24 protein-coding genes are annotated in these 22,854 nt (G+C 64.9%); 16 read left to right on the forward strand and 8 right to left on the reverse strand.

Features of this window, described 5'->3' with window-relative positions; genetic code table 11:
- From DU490_RS14260 to pgi, 3 genes are all read left to right on the forward strand, one after another.
- Positions 1–289 (forward strand): pyruvate kinase alpha/beta domain-containing protein (locus DU490_RS14260; protein ID WP_309485746.1); only part of this gene is annotated, 289 nt, incomplete at its 5' end.
- On the forward strand, positions 286–768 hold the full coding sequence (locus tag DU490_RS14265; RefSeq protein WP_114574948.1) for a methylglyoxal synthase: 483 nt from the start codon (positions 286–288) through the stop codon (positions 766–768). The genes DU490_RS14260 and DU490_RS14265, both read left to right, overlap by 4 nt.
- Before the next feature lie 49 nt (positions 769–817).
- Complete coding sequence (gene pgi / locus DU490_RS14270; protein WP_114574949.1) at positions 818–2,467, forward strand: glucose-6-phosphate isomerase; 1,650 nt, start codon at positions 818–820, stop codon at positions 2,465–2,467.
- A 2-nt stretch (positions 2,468–2,469) separates the two neighbouring features.
- On the opposite strand, the gene DU490_RS14275 is transcribed toward pgi, so the two are convergent.
- Positions 2,470–2,877 carry a CrcB family protein gene (locus tag DU490_RS14275; RefSeq protein WP_114574950.1) on the reverse strand — a complete coding sequence of 136 codons (408 nt, stop codon included), beginning with the start codon at positions 2,875–2,877 and terminating at the stop codon, positions 2,470–2,472.
- Positions 2,874–3,266: a CrcB family protein gene (locus tag DU490_RS14280; protein WP_114574951.1), complete on the reverse strand. Its 393-nt coding sequence runs from the start codon at positions 3,264–3,266 to the stop codon at positions 2,874–2,876. Before DU490_RS14280 ends, DU490_RS14275 begins: the two co-directional genes overlap by 4 nt.
- A gap of 436 nt (positions 3,267–3,702) precedes the next feature.
- Between DU490_RS14280 and DU490_RS14290 the strand changes: the two genes are divergently transcribed.
- Entirely contained in the window at positions 3,703–6,030 is a 2,328-nt protein-coding gene (locus tag DU490_RS14290; protein ID WP_404872850.1) for a mechanosensitive ion channel domain-containing protein, read from the forward strand.
- 126 nt (positions 6,031–6,156) lie between these two features.
- Here the strand turns inward: DU490_RS14290 and DU490_RS14295 are convergent, their stop codons facing one another.
- Genes DU490_RS14295 through hemC form a run of 4 tightly spaced genes read right to left on the reverse strand, consistent with a single transcriptional unit; the run spans position 6,157 to position 10,642 of the window.
- On the reverse strand, positions 6,157–7,416 hold the full coding sequence (locus DU490_RS14295) for a heme biosynthesis HemY N-terminal domain-containing protein (RefSeq protein WP_114574953.1): 1,260 nt from the start codon (positions 7,414–7,416) through the stop codon (positions 6,157–6,159).
- Complete coding sequence (locus tag DU490_RS14300) at positions 7,413–8,900, reverse strand: uroporphyrinogen-III C-methyltransferase (protein WP_114574954.1); 1,488 nt, start codon at positions 8,898–8,900, stop codon at positions 7,413–7,415. Before DU490_RS14300 ends, DU490_RS14295 begins: the two co-directional genes overlap by 4 nt.
- 6 nt (positions 8,901–8,906) lie before the next feature.
- A complete protein-coding gene (locus tag DU490_RS14305; RefSeq protein WP_114574955.1) occupies positions 8,907–9,704 on the reverse strand; it encodes a uroporphyrinogen-III synthase in 798 nt (265 codons plus the stop codon).
- On the reverse strand, positions 9,704–10,642 hold the full coding sequence (hemC, locus tag DU490_RS14310; RefSeq protein ID WP_114574992.1) for a hydroxymethylbilane synthase: 939 nt from the start codon (positions 10,640–10,642) through the stop codon (positions 9,704–9,706). Before hemC ends, DU490_RS14305 begins: the two co-directional genes overlap by 1 nt.
- Positions 10,643–10,907: 265 nt before the next feature.
- Between hemC and argH the strand changes: the two genes are divergently transcribed.
- Genes argH through DU490_RS14345 form a run of 7 tightly spaced genes read left to right on the forward strand, consistent with a single transcriptional unit; the run spans position 10,908 to position 17,054 of the window.
- Positions 10,908–12,344, forward strand: coding sequence for an argininosuccinate lyase (argH, locus tag DU490_RS14315; RefSeq protein WP_114574956.1), 1,437 nt, complete (start codon positions 10,908–10,910; stop codon positions 12,342–12,344).
- Positions 12,341–12,505, forward strand: a complete 165-nt coding sequence (lptM, locus tag DU490_RS14320; RefSeq protein ID WP_114574957.1) for an LPS translocon maturation chaperone LptM — start codon at positions 12,341–12,343, stop codon at positions 12,503–12,505. Before argH ends, lptM begins: the two co-directional genes overlap by 4 nt.
- Before the next feature lie 2 nt (positions 12,506–12,507).
- Positions 12,508–13,791, forward strand: coding sequence for a diaminopimelate decarboxylase (lysA, locus tag DU490_RS14325; protein WP_114574958.1), 1,284 nt, complete (start codon positions 12,508–12,510; stop codon positions 13,789–13,791).
- Complete coding sequence (dapF, locus tag DU490_RS14330) at positions 13,791–14,624, forward strand: diaminopimelate epimerase (RefSeq protein ID WP_114574959.1); 834 nt, start codon at positions 13,791–13,793, stop codon at positions 14,622–14,624. The genes lysA and dapF overlap by 1 nt, the downstream gene beginning before the upstream one ends.
- Positions 14,625–14,660: 36 nt before the next feature.
- A complete protein-coding gene (locus tag DU490_RS14335; protein ID WP_114574960.1) occupies positions 14,661–15,380 on the forward strand; it encodes a DUF484 family protein in 720 nt (239 codons plus the stop codon).
- Positions 15,373–16,287, forward strand: a complete 915-nt coding sequence (locus DU490_RS14340) for a tyrosine recombinase XerC (RefSeq protein ID WP_114574961.1) — start codon at positions 15,373–15,375, stop codon at positions 16,285–16,287. The genes DU490_RS14335 and DU490_RS14340 overlap by 8 nt, the downstream gene beginning before the upstream one ends.
- Before the next feature lie 5 nt (positions 16,288–16,292).
- Complete coding sequence (locus DU490_RS14345; RefSeq protein ID WP_114574962.1) at positions 16,293–17,054, forward strand: HAD family hydrolase; 762 nt, start codon at positions 16,293–16,295, stop codon at positions 17,052–17,054.
- Positions 17,055–17,067: 13 nt separating this feature from the next.
- On the opposite strand, the gene yihA is transcribed toward DU490_RS14345, so the two are convergent.
- The gene (yihA, locus tag DU490_RS14350; protein WP_114574993.1) at positions 17,068–17,679 is read right to left on the reverse strand and encodes a ribosome biogenesis GTP-binding protein YihA/YsxC; all 612 of its coding nucleotides are present in this window, start codon (positions 17,677–17,679) and stop codon (positions 17,068–17,070) included.
- 262 nt (positions 17,680–17,941) lie between these two features.
- Between yihA and DU490_RS14355 the strand changes: the two genes are divergently transcribed.
- From DU490_RS14355 to DU490_RS14375, 5 genes are all read left to right on the forward strand, one after another.
- Positions 17,942–18,562, forward strand: a complete 621-nt coding sequence (locus DU490_RS14355; protein ID WP_114574963.1) for a cytochrome c — start codon at positions 17,942–17,944, stop codon at positions 18,560–18,562.
- A gap of 180 nt (positions 18,563–18,742) precedes the next feature.
- Positions 18,743–19,393, forward strand: coding sequence for a thiol:disulfide interchange protein DsbA/DsbL (locus DU490_RS14360; RefSeq protein ID WP_114574964.1), 651 nt, complete (start codon positions 18,743–18,745; stop codon positions 19,391–19,393).
- 15 nt (positions 19,394–19,408) lie between these two features.
- Positions 19,409–20,245 (forward strand): endonuclease/exonuclease/phosphatase family protein, encoded by an 837-nt coding sequence (locus DU490_RS14365; RefSeq protein ID WP_114574965.1) that lies wholly within the window; start codon positions 19,409–19,411, stop codon positions 20,243–20,245.
- A gap of 92 nt (positions 20,246–20,337) precedes the next feature.
- The gene (locus DU490_RS14370; RefSeq protein ID WP_114574966.1) at positions 20,338–20,886 is read left to right on the forward strand and encodes a TRAP transporter small permease subunit; all 549 of its coding nucleotides are present in this window, start codon (positions 20,338–20,340) and stop codon (positions 20,884–20,886) included.
- A gap of 10 nt (positions 20,887–20,896) precedes the next feature.
- Complete coding sequence (locus DU490_RS14375) at positions 20,897–22,300, forward strand: TRAP transporter large permease subunit (protein WP_181870055.1); 1,404 nt, start codon at positions 20,897–20,899, stop codon at positions 22,298–22,300.
- A gap of 87 nt (positions 22,301–22,387) precedes the next feature.
- On the opposite strand, the gene DU490_RS14380 is transcribed toward DU490_RS14375, so the two are convergent.
- Positions 22,388–22,819 (reverse strand): YqaA family protein, encoded by a 432-nt coding sequence (locus DU490_RS14380; RefSeq protein ID WP_114574967.1) that lies wholly within the window; start codon positions 22,817–22,819, stop codon positions 22,388–22,390.
- Positions 22,820–22,854 lie beyond the last annotated feature (35 nt).

The raw sequence follows: 22,854 nt of genomic DNA on the forward strand, positions 1-22,854 counted from the left end.
CGGCTATACGCCGCTGATCGCCTCGCGCATCCGCTCGGGCCTGCCCATCGTCGGCCTGGCCCACAGCCCGGTAGCGCAGCGGCGCATGGCGCTCTATCGCGGCGTGGTCTCGCTGCCCTTCAACACCAGCGACATGGCGCCCACCGAACTCAATGAGCGGGCGCTGGCGCTGCTGGTGAAGCAGGGCATTGCCAAACCGGGGGAAGATGTCATTCTGACCCGGGGCGATCACATGAACGCCCATGGCGGCACCAACACCCTGAAGATACTCGAGGTGGGAAGACCATGACCGACCCGCGTCCGCGGCGCACCGTGCAGCGCACCCTCCCGGCCCGCAAGCGCATCGCGCTGATCGCCCACGACGGCAAGAAAGAGGAACTGCTGGAGTGGGCCACACGCTGGCAGCAGACCCTGGCCGACCATGAACTGGTCGGCACCGGCACCACTGCCGGACGCATCTCGGCGCAGCTGGGCCTGACGGTGGAAGGCCTGATGAGCGGCCCGCTGGGAGGCGACCAGCAGATCGGCGCTCGCATCACCGAACAGCGGCTGGACCTGCTGGTCTTCTTCTGGGACCCCTTCGCACCCCAGCCCCACGACCCCGACGTCAAGGCGCTGCTTCGGCTCGCTGCCCTGTGGAACATTCCCGTGGCCTGCAACGCCGCCAGTGCCGACTTCCTGATCAGCTCTCCTTGGTTGTCAGAGCCCTACGAGATGACCATTCCCGATGCCCAGGCATGGGTGGCATCACGCAATTCACAGGGCTGACAGGCGGCCCGCGCCAGCCTCGCCCGACTATCGCGTCTGAGGAAACCGCATGTTCCAACTTACCCGCAGCGTCACCTGGCAAGCCCTGAAGCGACTACAGCAGGAAACCGCCAACGACCGGATCAAGGATTACTTCACCGCCGACCCCCAGCGCTTCGAGAAGATGAGCCTGCGAGTCGGCGGGCTGTTTCTCGATTACTCCAAGCATCAGGTCTCCGATGCTGTGCTGGCCAAGCTGCTCGAGCTCGCCGACCACTCGGCACTGGTCCAGCGGCGCGCCCAGATGTTTTCCGGCGACATCATCAATGTCACCGAGGACCGCCCGGTACTGCACGCCGCCCTGCGCAACCTGGGCGACAGCCCGGTGATGGTCGATGGCAAGGACGTGATGCCGGAGATCCGTCGCTCCTGGGAGCAGCTGCGCCAGTTCGCCGACGCCGTACGCAGCAGCGAGTGGAAGGGCTTCAGCGGCAAGCGCATCAAGGACGTGGTCAACATCGGTATCGGCGGGTCGGACCTGGGGCCCAACATGGCGTGCCGGGCGCTGCTCAAGCACCGCCACCCGGAGCTCGCCTTCCACTTCGTATCCAATGTCGACGGCGCCCATATCCAGAAGGTGCTTTCCCGCCTCGACCCGGCCACCACGCTGTTCATCGTCTCGACCAAGACCTTCTCCACCCAGGAGACGCTGCTCAACGCCAAGACGGCCCGCCGCTGGTTCGTGGAACAGGCCGGCGAAGACGCCGACGTGGGTGCCCACTTCGTCGCCGCCTCGACCAACCGCCGTGCCGCCATGGAGTTCGGCGTGCGCGAGGAGAACGTCTTCGAGTTCTGGGCCTGGGTCGGCGGGCGCTACTCCATGTGGTCCTCCATCGGCCTGCCGATCGCCCTTTCCGTGGGCTTCGACGGCTTCATGGAGATGCTCGAAGGCGCCTACGAGATGGACCAGCACTTCCTCTCCGCCCCCTTTGACCGGAACATGCCGGTGCTGATGGCGCTGGTCGGCATCTGGAACCTCAACTTCCACGGCGCCGAAACCCAGGCCATCGTGCCCTACGACCAGGCACTGCATCAGCTGCCCGCCTTCCTGCAGCAGCTGGACATGGAATCCAACGGCAAGTCGGTGGATATCTTCGGCCACCCGGTGGACTACAAGACCGGCCCCATCGTCTGGGGGCAGACCGGCTCCAACGGCCAGCACGCCTTCTTCCAGCTGCTGCACCAGGGTACCCGCTACGTGCCCATCGACTTTATCGCCTCACTCAAGCCGGAGCCCGGCGTCGAGGAGCACCACTTCGCCCTGCTTACCAACATGCTCGCCCAGGCCAACGCCTTCATGGAGGGCAGCCAGACCGGCGGTCGACTCGACCCCTACAGCTGCCCCGGCAATCGCCCCTCCAGCGTGCTGCTGCTCGACGAGCTGACACCCAAGAACCTCGGCGCGCTGATCGCGCTCTACGAGCACAAGGTCTTCGTCCAGGGAGTGATCTGGAACATCAACTCCTTCGACCAGTGGGGGGTGGAGCTGGGCAAGCGTATCGCCGGCGAGATCAGCGAGCGCCTGGACACCCAGACCCAGGACTTCGATGCTTCCACCCAGGGGCTGCTGGCCCTGGTGCGCGAGCATTTCCACGCCACGCCCTCGACCACTCCACCACCTGCAAGGAGTGAGAACAAGGCACGCAAGAAGAAGAGCTGAGTCTACCCAGGACGACCGAGCGCCAACCGCGTCCGGACCGTGCGGTCGCCCAGCCAGGCGGCGGCGAGCCACAGCGGCACGCTGCCCAGTCCATAGAGCAGCGCCAGCCACGGCAGGCCGGCCTCGATCAGGTAGAGCGTCTCGAGGCTGAACAGCGAAAAGGTCGTGAAGCCGCCACAGAAGCCGGCCACCAGGAAGGGCTGCCAGCGTGCCACCCGCCCTCCCTGGCGGCAGGCCGCATAGGCGGCGAAGACGGCAATCAGCCAGGAGCCGGCCAGGTTCACCACCAGCGTGCCCCAGGGAAAGGCCGGACCCAGTGCCGCCAGCGAGGCAACCGACATCAGATAGCGCAGGGCGCTGCCCAGGGCGCTGCCCACCCCCACCGCCGCATAATCGCGCCAGCCGCTCACAGCACCCCTCCTGCCAGCCACCAGCCCAGCCAGGCCAGTACGAGACCCGCCAGGCAGGTAGCGCCGACATTGGCCAGCGCCGCCGGTGTCCTGCCGCTCTGCCACAGCATCAGCGTCTGCAGGCTGAGCGAGGACACCGTGGTATAGCCGCCCAGCACGCCGATCATCAGGCCCAGCCAGGCCGAAGAGAGATCGAGACCCTGCGGTACGCCCAGGCGGCCGGCGAGCCAGCCGGCCAGCAGCGCCCCGCTGAGATTGACCGCCAGCGTGCCCCAGGGAAAGCGGGTGCCCAGCCAACGGGCCAGGAGCCGGGAAGCCGCCAACCGGGCCATGCCCCCCGCGGCCCCTCCCACCGCCACCAGCAATACCGCGGCCCATCCGACGCTCATGCTGTATCCCCAGCGGACCCTATGATGCCAACCAATGCCAGGCTATGTACGAAAACTGCCTGCGCTCGGCCATGCTGCGTTAAAAACCGGCTCAAAATACTCATTTACACCCCGTAAACTCCGCTTTTTCGCCGATTTTTGCCTTGCCTGACCTTCGCTCGCCGACTTTTCGAACATAGCCTAACGAAGTCATTGCGAACACACAAAGAAAAGCCACCCGCAATACGGGTGGCAAGAGGATCGAGCATACTCAAGGGAATCATGCCTAGGGGACAAGCAACCGAAATATGACACACATTGCATTACATGTACAATTTATGTATCGGAAAAACACAACCCCACCGCCGTTCGCTCCGTGGTGACAAAGTCCGTATCATATGCGAACGGGAACATGACGAATTCCTGCCTACACGCCCGAGATGGAGGCCCCCGCGTGATGCTGACACGTTTCATCCCCTGGCTGCTTGGCTGGCTGCTGCTGGCCTGCCTCGCTGCGACGCCCGCCCTGGCCCAGCCGATCGAGGCCGCCAATGGCCCCGCCTATTCGACGCTGGCCGACTTGCTCGAAAATGAGTCATCTCGGCAGCAACTCATTGACCACTTGCGTCAACAGGCGATTGATGAGGGCGCCCTGGCAAGCACCGAAGCCGTCCAGATGGGACATCCCCCGGAACAGGTATCACTGCCAAGGCAGCTGGCGGAGATGACCAGCCGCATTGTCAGCGATATCGGCGGGGAGTTCCGCAACCTGGTGAGTATCGTGACCGGCCTGTTCTCCGGTGAGACCAATGCCACCGCCTTCGACACGGCGGCCTTGGCCACTGCAACGATCAACCTGGGCCTAGTGATACTTGCCACGTTCTTTTTCTTCATTGCATTCCGCCGCCTGGTAAAGCCACTGTTCACACGCATCAGCGGCTGGTCGTTGCAGGCCAGCAGCCTTACGCCGGTGGTGCGTCTGGTACTCTGCGTGGCCCTGGCAGCCCTGGTGGACGTACTGGTCGTGGTGCTGGCCTATATGGCTGGCAATCTGATCGCCACCTTTGCCATCGGCGAGGCCGGTGAACTTTCTACGCGCGCGTCACTGTTCCTCAACGCCTTTTTGATCATCGAGCTGCTCAAGGCTGCCGTGCGGATGCTGTTCTCGTCACGCTACGAGGGGCTGCGCCTGCTGCCCATCTCGGCCGCGGAAGCCTTTTACTGGAACCGCTGGATAGCCCGGCTCATCGGTCTGGTGGGCTATGGCCTGATGGTGGTGGTGCCGCTAGCCAATTTCTACCTCGCCCCGACCCTGGGGCAGGGTATCGGCGCCCTGGTCATCTTCGGTGCCTTCTTCTACGCCGTGGCCGTAGTGCTAAAGAATCGGGTGCGAATCCGTGACAATCTCGACCAGTTGGCAGCCCGCAGCGACCTGACAGCGAGCCGGGTCTCTCTGCAGCTGTTCGCTCGCACCTGGCACCTGTTCGCCATGGCGTACTTCCTGATGGTGCTGGTGCTAACCCTGACCCGGCCAGCGGATGCCCTGCCCTTCGTGCTTCTCGCAACGCTCAAGACACTGGCCATCGTGGTGGTCGGAATGCTCTTATCGAGCCTGCTGACCCAGACCATCGGGCGCCGCATACGCCTTTCCGACGACTTGCGCCGCAAGCTTCCTCTTCTGGAGCCACGCCTCAACAGCTATGTACCCAATGCCCTGCGTGTCATTCGTACCGTCATCCTGATCGCAGTGATTCTGCTGGTACTCAACGCCTGGGGGGCCTTCGACCTTCTGGCCTGGTACGCTTCCGAACCGGGTCGTGGTCTGGTGGGCATGCTGGCAAGCGTCGCGACGATTCTGGTCGTCGCCATCGCCGTCTGGCTGGGCCTGGCCAGCCTGATCGAGCACAAGCTGAACCCGGAGACCGGCACCGGCGAGCCCACGGCGCGTGCCAAGACCCTGCTCTCGCTGTTCCGCAACGCCCTGGCCATCGCCCTGATCACCATGACGATGATGATCGTACTGGCCGAGATCGGTATCAACATCGGCCCGCTGATCGCCGGTGCCGGTGTGCTCGGCCTGGCCATCGGTTTCGGTGCCCAGAAGCTGGTACAGGACATCATCACCGGGATCTTCATCCAGGTGGAGAACGCCATGAACACCGGCGACGTGGTCACGGTCGGCGGCATCACCGGCACCGCCGAACGGCTCAGCATCCGCTCGGTGGGTATTCGCGATATCTCGGGCACCTACCATATCGTGCCCTTCTCCAGCGTCGACACCGTCTCCAACTATATGCGTGAGTTCGGCTACCACGTGGGTGAGTACGGCATTGCCTACCGCGAGAGCATCGATGACGCCATCGTCACCCTGCGCGAAGCCTTCGATGAACTGGCGGCCGACGAAGCGCACAAGATGAACATCCTGGCTCCTCTGGAAGTGGCCGGGGTAACCGGCCTCGGCGACAGTTCGGTGAATATCCGCGTGCGGATCAAGACTACACCGGGCACCCAGTGGAGCACCGGCCGGGCCTTCAACCGGCTGGTCAAGCTGCACTTCGATGGCAAGGGCATCGAGATCCCCTTCCCCCATACCACGCTCTACTTCGGCGTGGGCAAAGAGGGCGAGGCGCCCCCGGCCAACCTGCGTGTCATGCAGCAGCCCTTCGATATCAACGGGCGTCCGGGCGGCCAGCCAAGTTCCGGTGAGAGCAGTCGTTCCGGCGAGGAGGACCCGCGCTCGAAGCCCAACCCTACGTTCAAGGGCGACTACGAAGACAAGGACTGATAGCGTCGGCAAACGAAACCGCGGGGGCTGCCATTGGCAGCCCCCGCGGCGTTATGGGCACGTAATACGGATAGGTGAAAGGGGCACCTGGGCGCCCCTTTCCATGACGGTTTCCCCATGACGGTTCTACGGTTTCTTCTTGCCTGCCTTGCCGACTTCATCCTGTGGCTGAGGCTCGACCGGCTGAGGCAGCGATGGCAGCGACTTGTCGAGCAACTCGACGCTCTGGCGATAGTAGAGTTGGCTCTTGTTGTGCTCGCCCAGGTTGGCGAAGAGCCGCGCCAGCTCGGCGCAGACCACGCCGCTGGGGCGCTGACGCTGACTCGTCTCGAAATACTCCTGCGCCTTGCCCCAGTAGGCGTTGCGGAGCGCCAGTCGGCCCAGCGTGAGGAGCAGGTCCGGATCGTTGGGACGCTCCTGCAACCATTTCTCGGCATGCACCAGTTGACGCGCCGGGTCCACGTTGAGCAGGCCGTAGCGCAGCACCAGGCGGTTGTCCCAGTGCTCTTTGAGCGAATGCCTAAGTAGACGCTCGGCGATACCCTCCTCGTTGCCGCGCACCAGCGCCTCGGTGTAGAGCACCACCAGCTCGACGTTGTTGCGCAGCGGGTCCGGCATGTCGGCCCACAGGCTGCGTACCCGCTCCACGTTGCCGGGATCGCGAGCCTCGTGAATCAGCAGCTCCTTGTAGGCGCGCTGCTCCAGTTGCTGGCGCTCCTGAGGGGAGATCAGCTGACGCGCTGCGAGCCGGGGCATCAGGCGACGCAACCCTTCCCAATCGCTGACGCTCAGATAGGCCTGCTTGAGCTGCTTGAGTACCTGCGGATGGTTTGGCAGCTGACGGTCCAGCCGTGTCAGGATCGCCAACGCCTCCTCATACTGCTGGCGATCCAGCATCAGTTGCACCTGCATCAGGCCGACCGGGGTCTCGGCCCCCTCGGTGCTGAGATGGGCCCGCTTCAGCAGCTTGTCCGACTGCTCATAGTGACCCTGATAGTGGGCCGCCAGCGCGGCGGATAGGTAGTTGACCAACGGCGTGCCGGAATCATCGGCGGCCTTGACCAGCGATTTCTCGGCTCGCTTCCAGCGCCCTTCGGCCAGGGCCACCAAGCCTTGCACGGTCCGTTTCATGGCATTGCGATGACGGGTCCGGCTGTTCCATACCTTCAGCCGGCTAACCGGATGACTCATGCGCATCAGCAGCCGTAGTGCAAAATGCAGCACCAGGAATAGCGCCAGCAGCAGTATCAAACCGAACCAGAAGGAGGTTTGGAAGGAAGTGTCGCCGACTCGCACCAGCCAGTAGCCGGGCACTGAAACCATCAGCTGGCCGAACAGCGCTCCCAGCGCCAGCCCCAGGAGTACGATCAGAAGCAGTTTTCTCATGCGTCATTTCCCCGCTCGCCACGCGTACCGAATCGACGCTCGATGAACTGGGCCAGCGCCTGCTGGGAGCCGCTGATGTCGGGTAGTTCGGGGCGAATGACTTCTTTCTTGAGCGCTTCCAGCCGCTCGATCACGGCCTGAACTTCGCTACGCTCGGTGTCATAATAGCCATCTATCAGCGTCAACGCCTTGTCGAGACTGGCCTCATAGAGCTCCTGATCTTCCTGTAGCAAGGCCAACTGGGCCTGTTCCAGTATCAGGCGGGAGCTCTGGCGCAGGTAGGATTCCTGCTCGGGCGTGACCAGGGTTTCCAGTGCCTCGTCATGATGACGAATGACCACCAGATCCTTGAGCTCCTGGCCGAAGCGCGAGAGCTGATCCTGCCAGCCACCGGCGGGCGCCTCCTGCATGCCGGAACGGGCCGGGATCTCCTCCAGCTCGCGGGAGAGCGGCAGCTGTGCCAGGCGCTCCTGCTGGGCGTTCAGCGCCATATAGAGCCCGGAGCGGTCGACCCGCGGCACGCTGTCCAGCACCGACAGCTCCGAGGCTATGGCACGGCGAACGGAGAGCAGCGCCGGGTTGTCGGCTTCGTTCAGGCGATCGTCGGCGGTACGCAGAAGAGCCGCTGCCCCTTCCACGTCACGCTCCAATTGGAGACGCTGATTGGCCAGGCGCAGCAGGTAGGCGGCTTCGGCATGTAGCCATTCGCGCTCGTCGGGCTCCTGCTCGCGGGAGAGCTCGTCGAGGACGTGGTCCAGGGCCGAATCGACTTCGTTGCGATAGCTGGCGAACTCGCTGCGCACCCCCTCAACGGCTTCGACGCTCTCGCTCTCGGCACTATCCAGGCGACTCTCCACACGGCTTTCCAGCTCAGCGAACTGGTCGGCCGAGGCGGCGGAGCCGGCACGCTCTTCGAGTTCTGCCAGGTGCTGCTGCTGGCTGTCCATACGCTCCCAGGCCTTCCAGGCAAACAGCCCCGCCCCGATGCCAAGGAACAGCACCAGCACCAAGGCCAGGGTACCCTTGCCGCCGCCATTGCGGCCACCCGTGGTGGCGCCAGCTGCCGGGGGCGCAGCGCTGCCCACTCCGGAAGCAGCCGGCTTGGGCCTGCCATCGCCAGGCTTATCGCTCGGCTTGGGACTCGCCTTACCGGCCGAGACCTTGTCGTCGGCGGGCTTGTCGTCGGCGGGCTTGTCGTTTGGCTTGTCGTCCGGTTTAACTGCGGACGACGTATCGGTAGGGGCGTTGGTCTCGGCGCTCCCGGCGGGGGGGGCGGCCGGCTGGTCGACGCCACCCCCAGGCTGCGACGATTTGCCGCGCTTCTTCGAGCGATATTTTTCCGCGGAGCCACCGGCCTTGCCGGTGGCGTCGGCCTTGCCGGTGGCGTCGGCCTTGCCGGTGGCGTCGGCCTTGCGGCGACTGCCGTCTTGAGCCTCACCGGATGGCGACTTCTGTTCGTCCTGCTCGTTAGTTTGCTTGCTCATCTGTCGCTAGCCCTTTTCGAGATCGTCGTGATCGACATCGGCATCCTCCGGTTCGCAGGCTTCTGCCACTGCAGCGGCTAATGCAGCCGGCGTGGCACCCGATGCCACCACAGGTGTGCAAAACCCCAAGTCGTCAGCCAGTGTAGCTAAACGGCGACTGGACACGATTAGCGGTTGGTTCAAGGTAGTCTCGGAACACCATCTTGCCAGATGTTCCAGCAATTCTCCGCTACTGACCACCAGGGCGAGAAAATCGCCCTTGGCGAGCCTGGCCTGCATGGCTGTAGATGGGGGGAGGAGACGGCGCCGATAGAGGGAGAAGCGGGTCACGCGACCGCCACGGGCTGACAGGGTATCGGCCAGCAGGGTACGCCCCCCCTCGCCGGCCACCAACAGAATTCGCTGGCCCTCGAGATCACGCAGCGATGCCAGCTGCAGCAGCGCTTCACTGGTGTCCTCGCCGGCCTGCACCGGCGGCACGTGCACCCGCACACCTAGCCGGTCATGCAGCGTTTCTGCCGTAGCCGCCCCCACTGCATACCAAGTCGCTCCCTGCGGAAGTGCGGGCCAGTAGCGATCGAGCGCCTCGCAGAGACAGTCTGCGGCAAAGGGGCTAACTACCATGACCTTGTGGAAATGGTCAAAATCGAGCCAGGCACTGCGCAGCACCGGGGTTTCCGGCACGGGCTCCAGAGACATCACATCGAGGTTGGCCACCGGCAGGCCGATGCCCTCGATGGCTGCGGCCAGGGCGCGGGAGCGCTCGCCCGGGCGGCAGATCAATACCGGCCGAGTGGCAGGCATCAGCCGCCGTACACCTTCGCCAGGATCTCGCCAGCGCCCTGATCCAGCAGCTCTTCGGCTACCCGGATGCCCAGCGCCTCGGGCTCGTGAATGGACCCGCGGCCTTCAGCACGCAGCACCTCGGTCCCCTCGGGGTTACCCACCAGCGCACGCAGCCAAAGGGTTTCACCGTCGTTCTCGAAGGCGGCGTAGCCGCCGATCGGGACCTGACAGCCCCCTTCCAGGCGCGTGTTCATGGCACGTTCGGCGCGTACCCGGGTCGCCGTGATGGGATCGTCCAGCGGGGCCAGCAGGCTGACCAGTTCGGGGTCGTGGATGCGACACTCGATGCCCAGTGCGCCCTGCCCACAGGCGGGCAGACACACTCCCGGCGGAAGCTCCTGGGTGATGCGCGCCTCGAGACCCAGTCGCTTGAGCCCCGATGTCGCCAGCAGGATGGCATCGAACTCGCCGGCATCGAGCTTGCCCAGGCGGGTCTGAACGTTGCCGCGCAGGTTGAGAATTTCCAGGTCGGGGCGCGCCTCACGCATCTGCAGGCCGCGACGCAGACTGGCGGTGCCGATACGCGCGCCCTGAGGCAGCTCGTCCAGCGAGGCGTAGTGGTTGGAGACGAAGGCGTCGGTGGGCTCGGCTCCGGCCAGGATCACCGATAGCCCGAGTCCCTCCGGAAAGTGCATGGGCACGTCCTTCATCGAATGCACGGCGATATCGGCCCGACCATCGAGCAACGCCTCTTCCAACTCCTTGACGAATAGCCCCTTGCCGCCGATCTTGGCCAGCGGCGTGTCGAGGATCTTGTCGCCGCGGGTCGACATCGCCACCAGCTCCACCTCCAACCCTGGATGCTGGGCCATGAGCAGGTCGCGAATGTGTTCGGCCTGCCACATGGCCAGTTGGCTCTTGCGGGTCGCAATGCGCAGCGTATTAATGGATCGCACGTGGTTCTCCCCATGCAGCGGGCCCGAGAGGGCCTTGTTCTGCTGTTGGCGCCGCAAAATAGTCGCGGCCAATGATAGTCTCTGTCTCTCATCATAAAGCACCTGGCGAGACAGGAAAAACTGACGTGATGTCGGGCAGCCCCACTATTTGGCGCCCCTCGCCACTTTCGCCGACTCTGGTACACTGCAAAACCATGATCCGGGGCCGCTGCGCGCAGCCCCCTCCGTGAATACATAGCATGCACCACGCAGGATGCCCACGCCGATGAGCCTTAGTTCCACAACCCCCGGGACCAACCAGTCCTGGGGCGGTCGCTTCAGCGAACCCACCGACGCCTTCGTCGAACGCTTCACCGCTTCGGTCACTTTCGACCAGCGCCTTGCCCTGCAGGACATCCAGGGCTCCGTCGCCCATGCCACCATGCTGGCCCAGGTTGGCGTGTTGACCGACCAAGAGCGCGACGCCATCGTCACTGGCCTTGCCGAGATCCGTGGTGAAATCGAGCGCGGTGAGTTCCAGTGGTCGGTGAAGCTCGAGGACGTGCACATGAACATCGAGGCGCGACTCACCGAGAAGATCGGCATCACCGGCAAGAAGCTGCACACGGGCCGCTCACGCAACGACCAGGTGGCCACCGACATCCGCCTGTTCCTGCGCGACGAGATCGATGTGGTGGAGGCAGAGCTGATCCGGCTGCGCGAGGGCCTGATCGCACTCGCCGACCGCGAGGCAGACACCATAATGCCCGGCTTCACCCACCTGCAGACCGCCCAGCCGGTGACTTTCGGTCATCACCTGCTGGCCTGGCAGGAGATGCTGGCCCGCGACCACGAGCGGCTGCTTGACTGTCGCAAGCGCGTCAACGTGTTACCACTGGGCGCCGCGGCGCTGGCCGGCACCACCTACCCCATTGATCGTCACGTCACCGCCGAGCTGTTGGGCTTCGAGCGCCCCGCCGAGAATTCGCTGGATGCCGTGAGCGACCGCGACTTCGCCATCGAATTCACCGCCTTCGCCAGTATCCTGCTGATGCATCTCTCGCGCATGAGCGAGGAACTGGTGCTGTGGACCAGTGCCCAATTCGACTTCATCGACCTGCCCGACCGCTTCTGCACCGGCAGCTCGATCATGCCGCAGAAGAAGAATCCTGACGTGCCCGAGCTGGTACGCGGCAAGACCGGGCGCGTATATGGCCACCTGATCGGCCTGCTGACGCTGATGAAGTCCCAGCCGCTGGCCTACAACAAGGACAACCAGGAGGACAAGGAGCCGCTGTTCGATACCCTCGACACGGTGCGTGACTGCCTCAAGGCCTTCGCCGACATGACGCCGGCTATCACACCGCGCAAGGCGAGCATGTATGAAGCCGCACGCCGCGGCTTCTCCACCGCCACGGACCTGGCCGACTACCTGGTACGTCGCGGCGTGGCCTTCCGCGACGCCCACGAGATCGTCGGCCAATCGGTGGCCTTCGGCCTGCGTGAAGGGCGGGATCTGTCCGAGATGAGCCTCGACGAGCTGCGCCAGTACTCCGACATGATCGACGAGGACGTGTTCGAGGTACTGACCCTGGAGGGCTCGGTGGCGGCGCGTAATCATATCGGCGGCACCGCGCCCGACCAGGTGCGCGCCGCCGCCCAGCGTGCCCAGGATGCCCTGGCCGCACTCTGCTCCCACGGCCGCCAGGTCAGCCGGGCATGAAGCGCCAACCGACCCTGGCTGTGCTGATGCTTGCCACGCTGATGCTGCTGGCCGGCTGCGGCCAGAAAGGGCCGCTCTACCAGCCGGACGACGAGCAGGCCGCCGAGCGCTACGGCAGCCCCGCCTCCTCCGTTGAGGCCAACTCCGAAGACGAGAGCTGAACATGGACCACTTCGAATACCGCGACGGCGTGCTCTACGGAGAGGAGGTCCCGCTGTCGCGGGTGGCCGACGAGGTCGGCACCCCCTGCTATATTTACTCCAAGGCAACTCTGGCCAGACACTTCCGTGCTTACACCGAAGCGCTGGGCAGCCACCCGCACCTGATCTGCTATGCGGTGAAGGCCAATGCCAACCTGGCGGTGCTGGACCTGCTGGCCCGCCTCGGCGCGGGCTTCGACATCGTCTCCGTGGGCGAACTGGAGCGAGTGCTGGCGGCGGGCGGCGATCCGGCCAAGGTGGTCTTCTCCGGCGTGGCCAAGCAGGAAGCCGAGATGGCTCGCGCGCTGGACGTGGGCATCAAGTGCTTCAACGTGGAGTCACGGCCGGAACTCGAGCGTCTCAGCGCCGTGGCCGAACGGCTGGGCAAGGTGGCTCCGGTGTCGCTGCGGGTCAACCCGGACGTCGACGCCGGCACCCACCCCTATATCTCCACCGGCCTGAAGGGCAACAAGTTCGGTATCCCAGTGGAGGAGGCGCTCTCAGTCTACGAACTGGCCAGCACCCTGCCCGGCATCAAGATCGTCGGCTTGGACTGTCATATCGGCTCACAGCTTACCGAGCTCGCCCCCTTTCTCGACGCCCTGGACCGACTGCTGCTGCTGCTGGAGCGCCTGCGCGAGCGTGGCATCACGGTGGAACACCTCGACCTGGGTGGCGGCCTGGGCGTGCCCTACCGTGACGAGCGCCCGCCCCAGCCCTTCGATTACGCAACCTCGCTACTGGAGCGCCTGGCACAGTGGCCCCATGGCGCAAACCTGACCCTGCTGTTCGAGCCGGGCCGCTCGATCGCTGCCAATGCCGGCGTGCTGCTGACCCGGGTGGAGTACCTCAAGCACGGCGAGACCAAGAACTTCGCCATCATCGATGCCGGCATGAACGACCTGATTCGCCCATCCCTTTATCAGGCGTGGCAGGCGATCATGTCGGTGGACACGCGTCACCGCCGGAACAGCGCGCTCTACGACGTGGTGGGCCCGGTGTGCGAGACCAGCGACTTCCTGGGCAAGGATCGCGAGCTTGCCATCGCCGCGGGTGACCTGCTGGCGGTACGCTCGGCCGGCGCCTACGGCTTCACCATGGCATCGAACTACAACAGCCGACCACGCCCCGCCGAGGTCATGGTGGACAACGAGCGCTACCACATTGTGCGCCGACGCGAGTCGATCGAGGACCTGTGGGCCGGCGAGTCGCTGCTGCCCGACGCCGCACCCGAGGAGACACGCTGATGCTGCTCCACTTCACCAAGATGCATGGGCTTGGCAACGACTTCATGGTCATCGACCTGGTCACCCAGCGCGCCCGGCTGCGGGACGAGCAGGTTCGACAGTTGGCCGATCGCCGTTTCGGCATCGGCTTCGACCAGCTGCTGGTGGTCGAGCCGCCGCGGGACCCGGACATGGATTTCCGCTACCGCATCTTCAATGCCGACGGCAGTGAAGTGGAGAACTGCGGCAACGGGGCGCGCTGCTTCGCCCGCTTCGTGCGTGACCAGCGCCTGACCCACAAGCACGAGATCCATGTGGAGACCGCCGGCGGCCCCCTGACCCTGCTGGTCGAGGACGACGGCCAGGTGACGGTGGACATGGGCGTCCCGCGCTTCGCCCCCCAGGCGCTGCCCTTCGAGGCCGACGGGGACCTGCTGCGTCATGAGCTGGAGGTGGACGGTGAACGCGTCGAGGTGGGCGCGGTCTCCATGGGCAACCCTCATGTGGTACTGCGGGTCGACGACGTCGAGCGGGCGCCCGTCGAGCGCCTCGGACCCGCCATCGAACATCACCCGCGCTTTCCACGCCGGGTCAATGTAGGCTTCATGGAAGTCGTGTCGCCCCACGAGATTCGTCTCAGGGTTCATGAGCGCGGTAGCGGGGAGACGCTGGCCTGCGGCACCGGCGCCTGCGCCGCGGTGGCCTGTGGCATTCGGCAAGGGCTGCTGGAGAGCCCGGTCACCGTGCACCTGCGTGGCGGCGACCTGCGTATCGAGTGGCCCGTCGAGGAGGCCCCGCTGCGCATGACCGGCCCCGCCGAGAGCGTCTTCGACGGGCGCGTCGCCCTGGCTTGAGCCGCCTGAAGCCCATCAATTCGAAGGAGCACCTGCATGACCCGAGTCGCCCCCGAACCGCGCAAGACCCTGGATCCTGATCGGGTAGCAGAATGGCTGGCACGCCATCCGGACTTCTTCGTCGGCCGCGAGGGGCTACTCCAGCAGCTTAAGGTGCCGCACCCCGAGGCCCAGGGCACCACCTCGCTGCTGGAACGCCTGGTCTACGATCTGCGGCGGCGTGCCGAGCAGGCCGAATGGCGCCTGGAGCAACTGCTGGAGTCGGCGCGCCACAACGAGTCCCAGTTCCGCCGCACCCGCGAACTGGTGCTGGCGCTGCTGGAAGCCGAGGATGCCGACGCCCTGGGCCAGGCCCTCTCCACCCAGATGGCCGAACGCTTTCAGATTCAAGCGGTGGCGCTGTGGTGTCCCGCGGAACTCACCGACCATGAGCCGATGCCGCCCCAGGCTCCGCGCCAGATTCTCGACGATCATGCCGGCGTTCGCCTGGCCGCCCTGCTCGACGGCCGCGCCAGCCGTTGCACGCGGTTGACGCAGACCGACTGGAGCCGACTGCTGCCCCATGCCCCGGCGCCCCGTCAGGCCGGCTCCTGCGCACTGGCGCGCCTGACCCTGGGGGAGCCGATGGGCTATCTGGTACTGGCCAGCCCCGACCCGGACCACTTCCGCGCCAGCATGGATACGCTATTCACCGAGTACCTCGGCGACGTGCTGGCACGGCTGCTGATGCGCCTGAGCCCTTCGCCCCATGGCTGACAACGCCCTGCGCCGCCAGCTCGACGCGTGCCTGGGCGAACTGGCGCGCACCGCGAGCCCCGCCACCGTCAAGGCGTATCGCCAGGACCTGGCGGCCCTGGCCGCCTTCCTGGACACCCACGGCATCGACGACGGGGCCGAACTGAAGGTCGGCATAATCCGCCGCTTCCTGGGGGCCGAACGTGGCCGTGGGCTGGCGCCACGCAGCCTGGCGCGACGCCGTGCGGCCGCCTCCCACTTCGCCAACTTCCTGCGCCACGCCGGCCTGCTGGGCCACAACCCGGTCGAACTGGTGCCAACACCGCGCCAGCCCGGTCACCTGCCCAAGCCATTGGACGTGGACCAGTTGGCCCACCTGCTCGACACCCCCCACGACGGCTCTCCGCTGGCGACCCGCGACCAGGCGATGCTGGAGTTGTTCTACTCCAGCGGGCTGCGCCTGGCCGAGCTGGCCGGACTCGACCTGAGCGACCTGGAGCCGCGCCGGGTCCGGGTGATGGGCAAGGGCAGCAAGCCGCGTCAGGTGCCGGTAGGCAGCAGTGCCAGGCAGGCGCTCGAACGCTGGATGAGCTTGCGCCCCGCGCTGGCGGCACCCGGAGAAGCGGCGCTGTTCGTCGGCTCGCGGGGAGCCCGGCTGGGTCATCGTGCCATCCAGAAGCGCCTGGCCGAACTGGCCCGGCGCCGCGGCCTGCCGGAGCACCTTCACCCGCACCGGTTACGCCACTCCTTCGCCAGCCACTTGCTCGAATCGAGCCAGGACCTGCGCGCCGTTCAGGAGCTGCTGGGGCATGCCAACCTCTCCACGACCCAGGTCTACACCAAACTCGACTGGCAGCACCTGGCCGCCACCTACGACGCGGCCCACCCCCGCGCCCGCCGACGCCCCGCCGACCGGCCCGGGGAGTGACCATCATGTGCGCAGCAATCCGACTCCAGGCCCTGACCTTCGACCTCGACGATACCTTGTGGGACAACCATCAGGTGATGGTCGAGACCGAGACCGGACACTACGCCTGGCTCGACGAGACGCTGGAGGTGTGGCAACGCAACCGCGGCCGGGCGCCAGTACGGCGATTCGCCGAGCGTTTTCCGCTGAAAGCCTTCTTGGACCGACGCCGGGAGCTGGCCGCTGCCTACCCGCTGCGCCGAGGGGATTTCACCTGGCTGCGTGAACAGGCCCTGCAGTGGCTGCTGCAAGATTATGGGCTGGACGGTGACGACGCCCGGTCGTGGGCCAGTGCAGCCATGGATCGCTTCATGCTGCTGCGCCATCAGGTCACGCCACATCCGGAAGTTGAATCGCTGCTGTCGATGCTCGGCCAGCACTATCGGCTCGCCAGCATCACCAACGGCAACGTGGACATACGTCGACTACCACTCGGCCGCCACTTTCCGGTGGCCATCGCCGCGGGAGAGCTGCTCGCCCCCAAGCCAGATCCACGCCCCTTCCTGGCCGCCCTGGCTCGGCTCGGCGCATCACCCGCCCGAACCCTCCATGTGGGCGACTCCTGGCGAGAGGACGTCGAACCGGCTCGCCGCCTGGGCATGCAGGTTGCCTGGATTTCACCACATATCGATGACACGCCCCTGCCAGCCGGCATCCACCGGCTGGACCACGTGAGGGAGTTGCCCGAACTGCTGCGTTCGCTGGTCGGGCCGAGGCAAGGCTGTTAACGTACCGTGACGACTATTCGGGACCGGACAACCAGCCGTCGAGTCGCCGGCTGGCCTCGTCGACGCCTTCGCGCTTGAGCGAGGAGAAGAGCTGGAGGCTCACCAGGTCCTCCCACTCGCGAAGGCGGGTTCGCACCTGCTGAAGCGCGCTCTTGGCGGCACCGGACTTCAGCTTGTCCGACTTGGTCAGCAGGATATGTACCGGCATCTCCTGTTCATCGGCCCAGCCCAGCAGAGTCTGGTCGAACTCGGTGAGCGGATGGCGTACGTCCATGACCAGCACAACGCCCTTGAGCGACCGACGCGCGCGCAGGTACTCCGCCAGGTGGCGCTGCCACTCGCGCTTGACCTCCTCGGGCACCTTGGCATAGCCGTAGCCGGGCAGGTCGACCAGCCGTCGCGTGGTGTCGTCGCCCAGCGAGAAGAGATTGATCAGCTGCGTGCGCCCCGGGGTACGCGAGGTTCGCGCCAGGGACTTCTGCTGTGTCAGGGTATTGATGGCGCTGGACTTTCCCGCATTGGAGCGCCCGGCAAACGCGACCTCGGCCCCTTCGTCTGGCGGGCACTGGGCGAGAGTCGGCGCACTGGTCATGAAGCGTGCAGTCTGGTAGTTGAATTGGGCCATGGCGTCGAGGTCCTGCCAAAAGGAGTAGATGTATCGCGTCGCCGGGGGCTTGACCTGCATTCCCGAGACGGGCTTGATTCGTTATAATGCAGCGTCTTTTTCTCTGCGACCTGGGCGCGCTAGTGTACCACCGCGCTCTTGCCATCAGCGACCGGCGCAACCGGCGCTTCGACAGCAGGGCGAACCCGGCCTGGAATCTGCCAGGCCCGGTGGCGCTCAGGATGCGTACTGGTAAACAACACAACGGCATAGTGAAACTGCGATGAGAAAGTTACTGGCAAGCCTGGCACTGACCATGGGCGCCGTTGGCGCCGTCCACGCGGATCTTGAAGCGGATGCCGATGCGGCAGCCGGACGCGAACTGGCGCAGCCCTGCGCCGCCTGTCATGGAGAAAGCGGCATCAGCCCTTCCGGTGCCTTCCCGAACCTGGCCGGCCAGCAGATGAGCTACACGGCCAAACAGATCATGGATATCCGTGACGGCAAGCGGCTGGTCCCGGTGATGGTCGGCCAGGTGGACGACTTCTCCGATCAGGACGCCTGGGACGTGGCCGCCTTTTATGCCGGACAGGATACCAACATCGGCCAGGCCAACCCCGACGAAGCGCTGATCGCCCGCGGTCAGGAACTCTACCGCGCCGGCGACATGGCCAAGGGCATCCCGTCATGCGCAGCCTGCCACGGCCCTGCGGGCGAGGGCATCCTGACTGCCATTTACCCGGGCCTCTCCGGCCAGTACGCGGAATATACCATTGCCACCCTGCAGGACTTCGCCTCAGGCGAGCGAGCCAACGACCCCGGTAACATGATGGGCGATATCGCCGCCAAGATGAGTGACGATGACATGGAAGCCGTTGCCAACTACATCCTCGGCCTGCACTGATTTTGACGTCAGCATGGCCAGACTAACCGTCCGAGACAGCGAAGGCGGCTCATGGCCGCCTTCGCTGTCTCGGACGGGTTCGGAACACTGGCCGCTCGCGAGGCTCCAAGTCACCAGCGCAACCTGCGCTGACCCACTATTCGCCAGGCGAACACGGCACCTCCAAGGAGTGACAACGCAATGCCCCAGTCTTTCCGTTTCATTCAGACAGCAGTGATGGCCCTGGCCGGTATCGGCCTCTCGACGCTGGCTTCGGCCGCCACCCTAGTGGAAGGCCAGCACTACGAGGTGCTACCGGAGCGCGTCGAGACTCGTGTCGCCGACGACCAGATCGAAGTCACTGAGGCGTTCTGGTACGGCTGCCCGCACTGCTACAACCTGCAGGGCTCCGTCAAGGCCTGGTACGAAACGCTCGACGACGACGTCAGCATCGTTCATCTGCCGGCCACCATGGGCGGTGACTGGAACACCCATGCAGCGGTCTTTTATGCCGCCGAAGAGCTGGGTATTCGCGAAGAGGCGCATGCCGACATCTTCGACGCTATTCACCAGAATGGCCTAAAAATGACCGATCCCGACAGCATTGCCACCTTCTTCAGTGACTACGGGGTCAGCGAGGACGAAGCCCGTCAGGCGCTGGACGCCTTCGCCGTCAAGTCCCAGGTCAACCAGGCCCATGCCCGCATGCGTGCCATGCGCCTGATGGGCGTTCCGGCGCTTATCGTGGATGGCCGCTTCTTGGTGACCCCCAGCAGCGCCGGCAGCCTGGACAACATGCCCCAGATCGCCGATGCCCTGGTCGAAAAGGTTCGTCAGGAACGCGACGAATAAGCGGTATCGAAAGCGATGTCCCGGCTGGCCGACGCGAAGACACCGCCACTCGATGGCGGTCACCTGAAGCTCCTCACCTTCAATATGCAGGTGGGGATACAGACGTCGGCCTACCATCACTATCTGACCCGCAGCTGGCAGCACCTGCTGCCGCACCCCCAGCGCATGAACCGTCTCAACATGGTCAGCGAGGTACTGGGGCGCTTCGACATCGTGGGGCTGCAGGAAGTCGACGGTGGCAGCTTTCGCTCCAGCCATGTCAATCAGGTCGAGTACCTGGCCACCCATGGCGGCTTCCCCCATCACTACCAACAACTGAATCGCAACCTGGGGCGCTTTGCCCAGCATAGCAACGGGCTGCTCTCGCGCCTTACTCCCACACAGGTCGAGGAGCATCGCCTTCCCGGCACGCTTCCCGGACGGGGCGCCATCCATGCTCGCTATGGGGACGGGCCGGATGCGCTCCACCTGTTTGTTGCCCACCTGGCCCTGAGCCATCGCGGCAGGGTTCGCCAGCTCGACTATCTCAGCGAGATCATCAAGCCGCTGCGTCATGTGGTGGTGATGGGTGATCTCAACTGCACCCCGGACCAGTTGCACAGCCATACCCGCTTCTGTGCCTCGCTGTCGTTGCACACGGTGCGCCCGCTGCTCAGCTACCCGTCCTGGCAGCCTCGTCGTGCTCTGGATCACATTCTGATCTCCAACTCGCTGGAGGCTCGAGACGTGCGCGTACTCGATCACCTCTTCTCCGACCACCTGCCAATCGCCGTCGATCTGGCGCTTCCTGCGGCCTGCCGGGATATTCTCAACGATCTTCTCAAGCACCATACCCGCTGGCACTCGGCCTGAGTCTGACGCCTATTGTTGAGACGCAGGGATGACGCATCACGCCGAATCGGCGATGATGCGACCCCTATCCGTTTCGACAACGAGAGACCCCCATGCCAACCGCGACCCGTGATCCGGTCCTGCTCGCATGGCTCGACGGCTTTACCGAGGTCGTGGGCCGCTTTATCGCCTGGCTGGTCATCGCCATGATGCTGGTGCAGTTTGCCATCGTGGTGATGCGCTATGTGCTGGGCATTCATAGCGTCGTGATGCAGGAATCGGTCATGTATATGCACGCCATGGTCTTCATGCTGGGTGCCGCCTGGACCCTGCGCCACGATGGCCATGTGCGCGTCGACATCTTCTATCGCAAGCTGTCAGACCGTGGCCGCGCCTGGATCGACCTGCTGGGAACGCTTTTCCTGCTGTTCCCGGTGGTGCTCTTCATCGGCATCGGCAGCTACGGCTACGTCCGGAGCAGCTGGGCCATTCTCGAGCGCTCGCCGGACGCCGGCATACCCGGTGTCTATCTGCTCAAGTCGCTGATCCTGATGATGATGGCCCTGTTGCTGATCCAGGGCGTTGCCCAGGTGATCCGTCAGGTGCTGATACTGCGTGGCAAGGCGCCCGGCAATACTCCCGACCACGGGGAGGTGCTCTGACGTGGAATTCCTGCTCGATTTCATGCCGCTGATTCTCTTTTTCACCGTCTGCCTGGTGCTGATGCTGGGCTATCCGGTGGCGCTGGCGCTGGCCGGTACCGCGCTGATGTTTGCCGGTCTCGGCATGCTGCTGCAGAAAATGGGGGTGCCGGTCCATTTCGAGTCGCGGATGCTGGGCGCCATGCCCAACCGACTCTACGGGATCATGACCAATAGCACCCTGCTGGCGGTGCCACTGTTCGTATTGATGGGCGTGCTGCTGGAAAAGTCGCGGATCGCCGAAACGTTACTCGACGCCATGGCGCTGCTGTTCGGTACGCTTCGCGGGGGGCTGGGTATCTCGGTGATCCTGGTCGGCATGCTGATGGCCGCCTCCACCGGCATAGTCGGTGCCACTGTGGTCACCATGGGTCTGCTGTCGCTGCCCACCATGCTCAAGCGCGGCTATTCACCCTCCCTTGCGACCGGCACCATCTGTGCCACCGGTACCTTGGGGCAGATAATCCCTCCGTCCATCGCCCTGGTGCTGCTGGGGGATGTACTCTCCAACGCCTATCAGCGGGCGCAGTTGGCCATGGGCGTGTGGAGCCCCAAGACGGTGTCGGTGGGCGACCTGTTCGTCGGCGCACTGATTCCCGGCCTGCTGCTGGTGGTGGCCTACATCATCTACTTGACCATTACGGCCTGGGTGAAACCCGAAACCGCCCCCGCCGCCGACCGTGAATCACTGATGGTGGAACTGGGACACCGCGGTAGCGTCTGGCCGCTGTTGATCAAGGGCTTGATCCCCCCGGTGCTGCTGATCGTCGCGGTGCTCGGCTCGATACTCGGCGGTTTCGCCACACCAACCGAAGCCTCGGCGGTCGGTGCCATGGGCGCCTTCCTGCTAGCCCTGGTCAACCGCCGCCTGAATCTGCCAATGCTGCGCGAAGTGGTGAAAACCACCGCCCAGGTGACCAGCATGGTCTTTCTGATCCTGATCGGTGCGGCACTCTTCTCGCTGGTGTTCCGCGCCTATGGCGGCGAAGAGCTGGTCACCGGTCTGTTCGAGGCGATGCCTGGCGGCGTGGTGGGAGCCACCCTGATCGTGATGCTGGTGATCTTCCTGCTGGGCTTCATTCTCGACTTCATCGAGATCACCTTCGTGGTGGTGCCGATCGTCGGGCCGGTACTGCTGATGATGGGGCTCGACCCGATCTGGCTCGGCATCATGATCGCGGTGAACCTGCAAACCTCGTTCTTGACCCCGCCGTTCGGCTTCGCTCTGTTCTACCTGCGCGGGGTAACGCCACAGTCGGTGCCAACTTCGGCGATCTACCGGGGCGTGATTCCTTTCATCCTGATCCAGTTGGGCATGCTGGTGGCGCTGGCCCTGTTCCCGGGCCTGGCAACCTGGCTGCCTTCGGTACTGTAATTCGCCTGCGGCTGACTGGCCTGGGATTCATTGACCGGGGATTCATTGACCGGGGATTCATTGACCGGGGGTTTATTGACCGGGGGTTTATTGACATAGAGGAGCCAGCCAGGCCTGCGCCAGGTAAAGCACCACGGCATAGCGGGTTCCCTTGGCCAGGGTAATCAGCAGGATGGCCCGCCACCATGGCAGCTTGAAGACGCCAGCCAGCACGGTGAGCGGGTCGCCGATCACCGGCGCCCACGAGATCAGCAGGCTCCATTCGCCGAAGCGGTGATACCAGCGCTCGGCCCGGGCCAGGCCCTGCGGCGACGCCGGAAACCAGCGTCGGTCCTGGAAGCGACGCGCATAGCGTCCCATCCAGACGTTGATCAAGCTGCCCAGGGTATTGCCGGATGTGGCCACCAGCCACAACATCATGACCGGCTCGCCCAGGCACCAGAGCCGGGCCAGCCACACCTCGGAGCCACCCGGCAGCAAGGTGGCACTGACCAGCGCCACCACGAACAGACTCAACATGGCGCCCCCTGACTACTCCAGACCCGCTTGCGAGA

It is taken from the genome of Halomonas sp. DQ26W, assembly GCF_003339685.1.
GTDB lineage: Bacteria > Pseudomonadota > Gammaproteobacteria > Pseudomonadales > Halomonadaceae > Halomonas.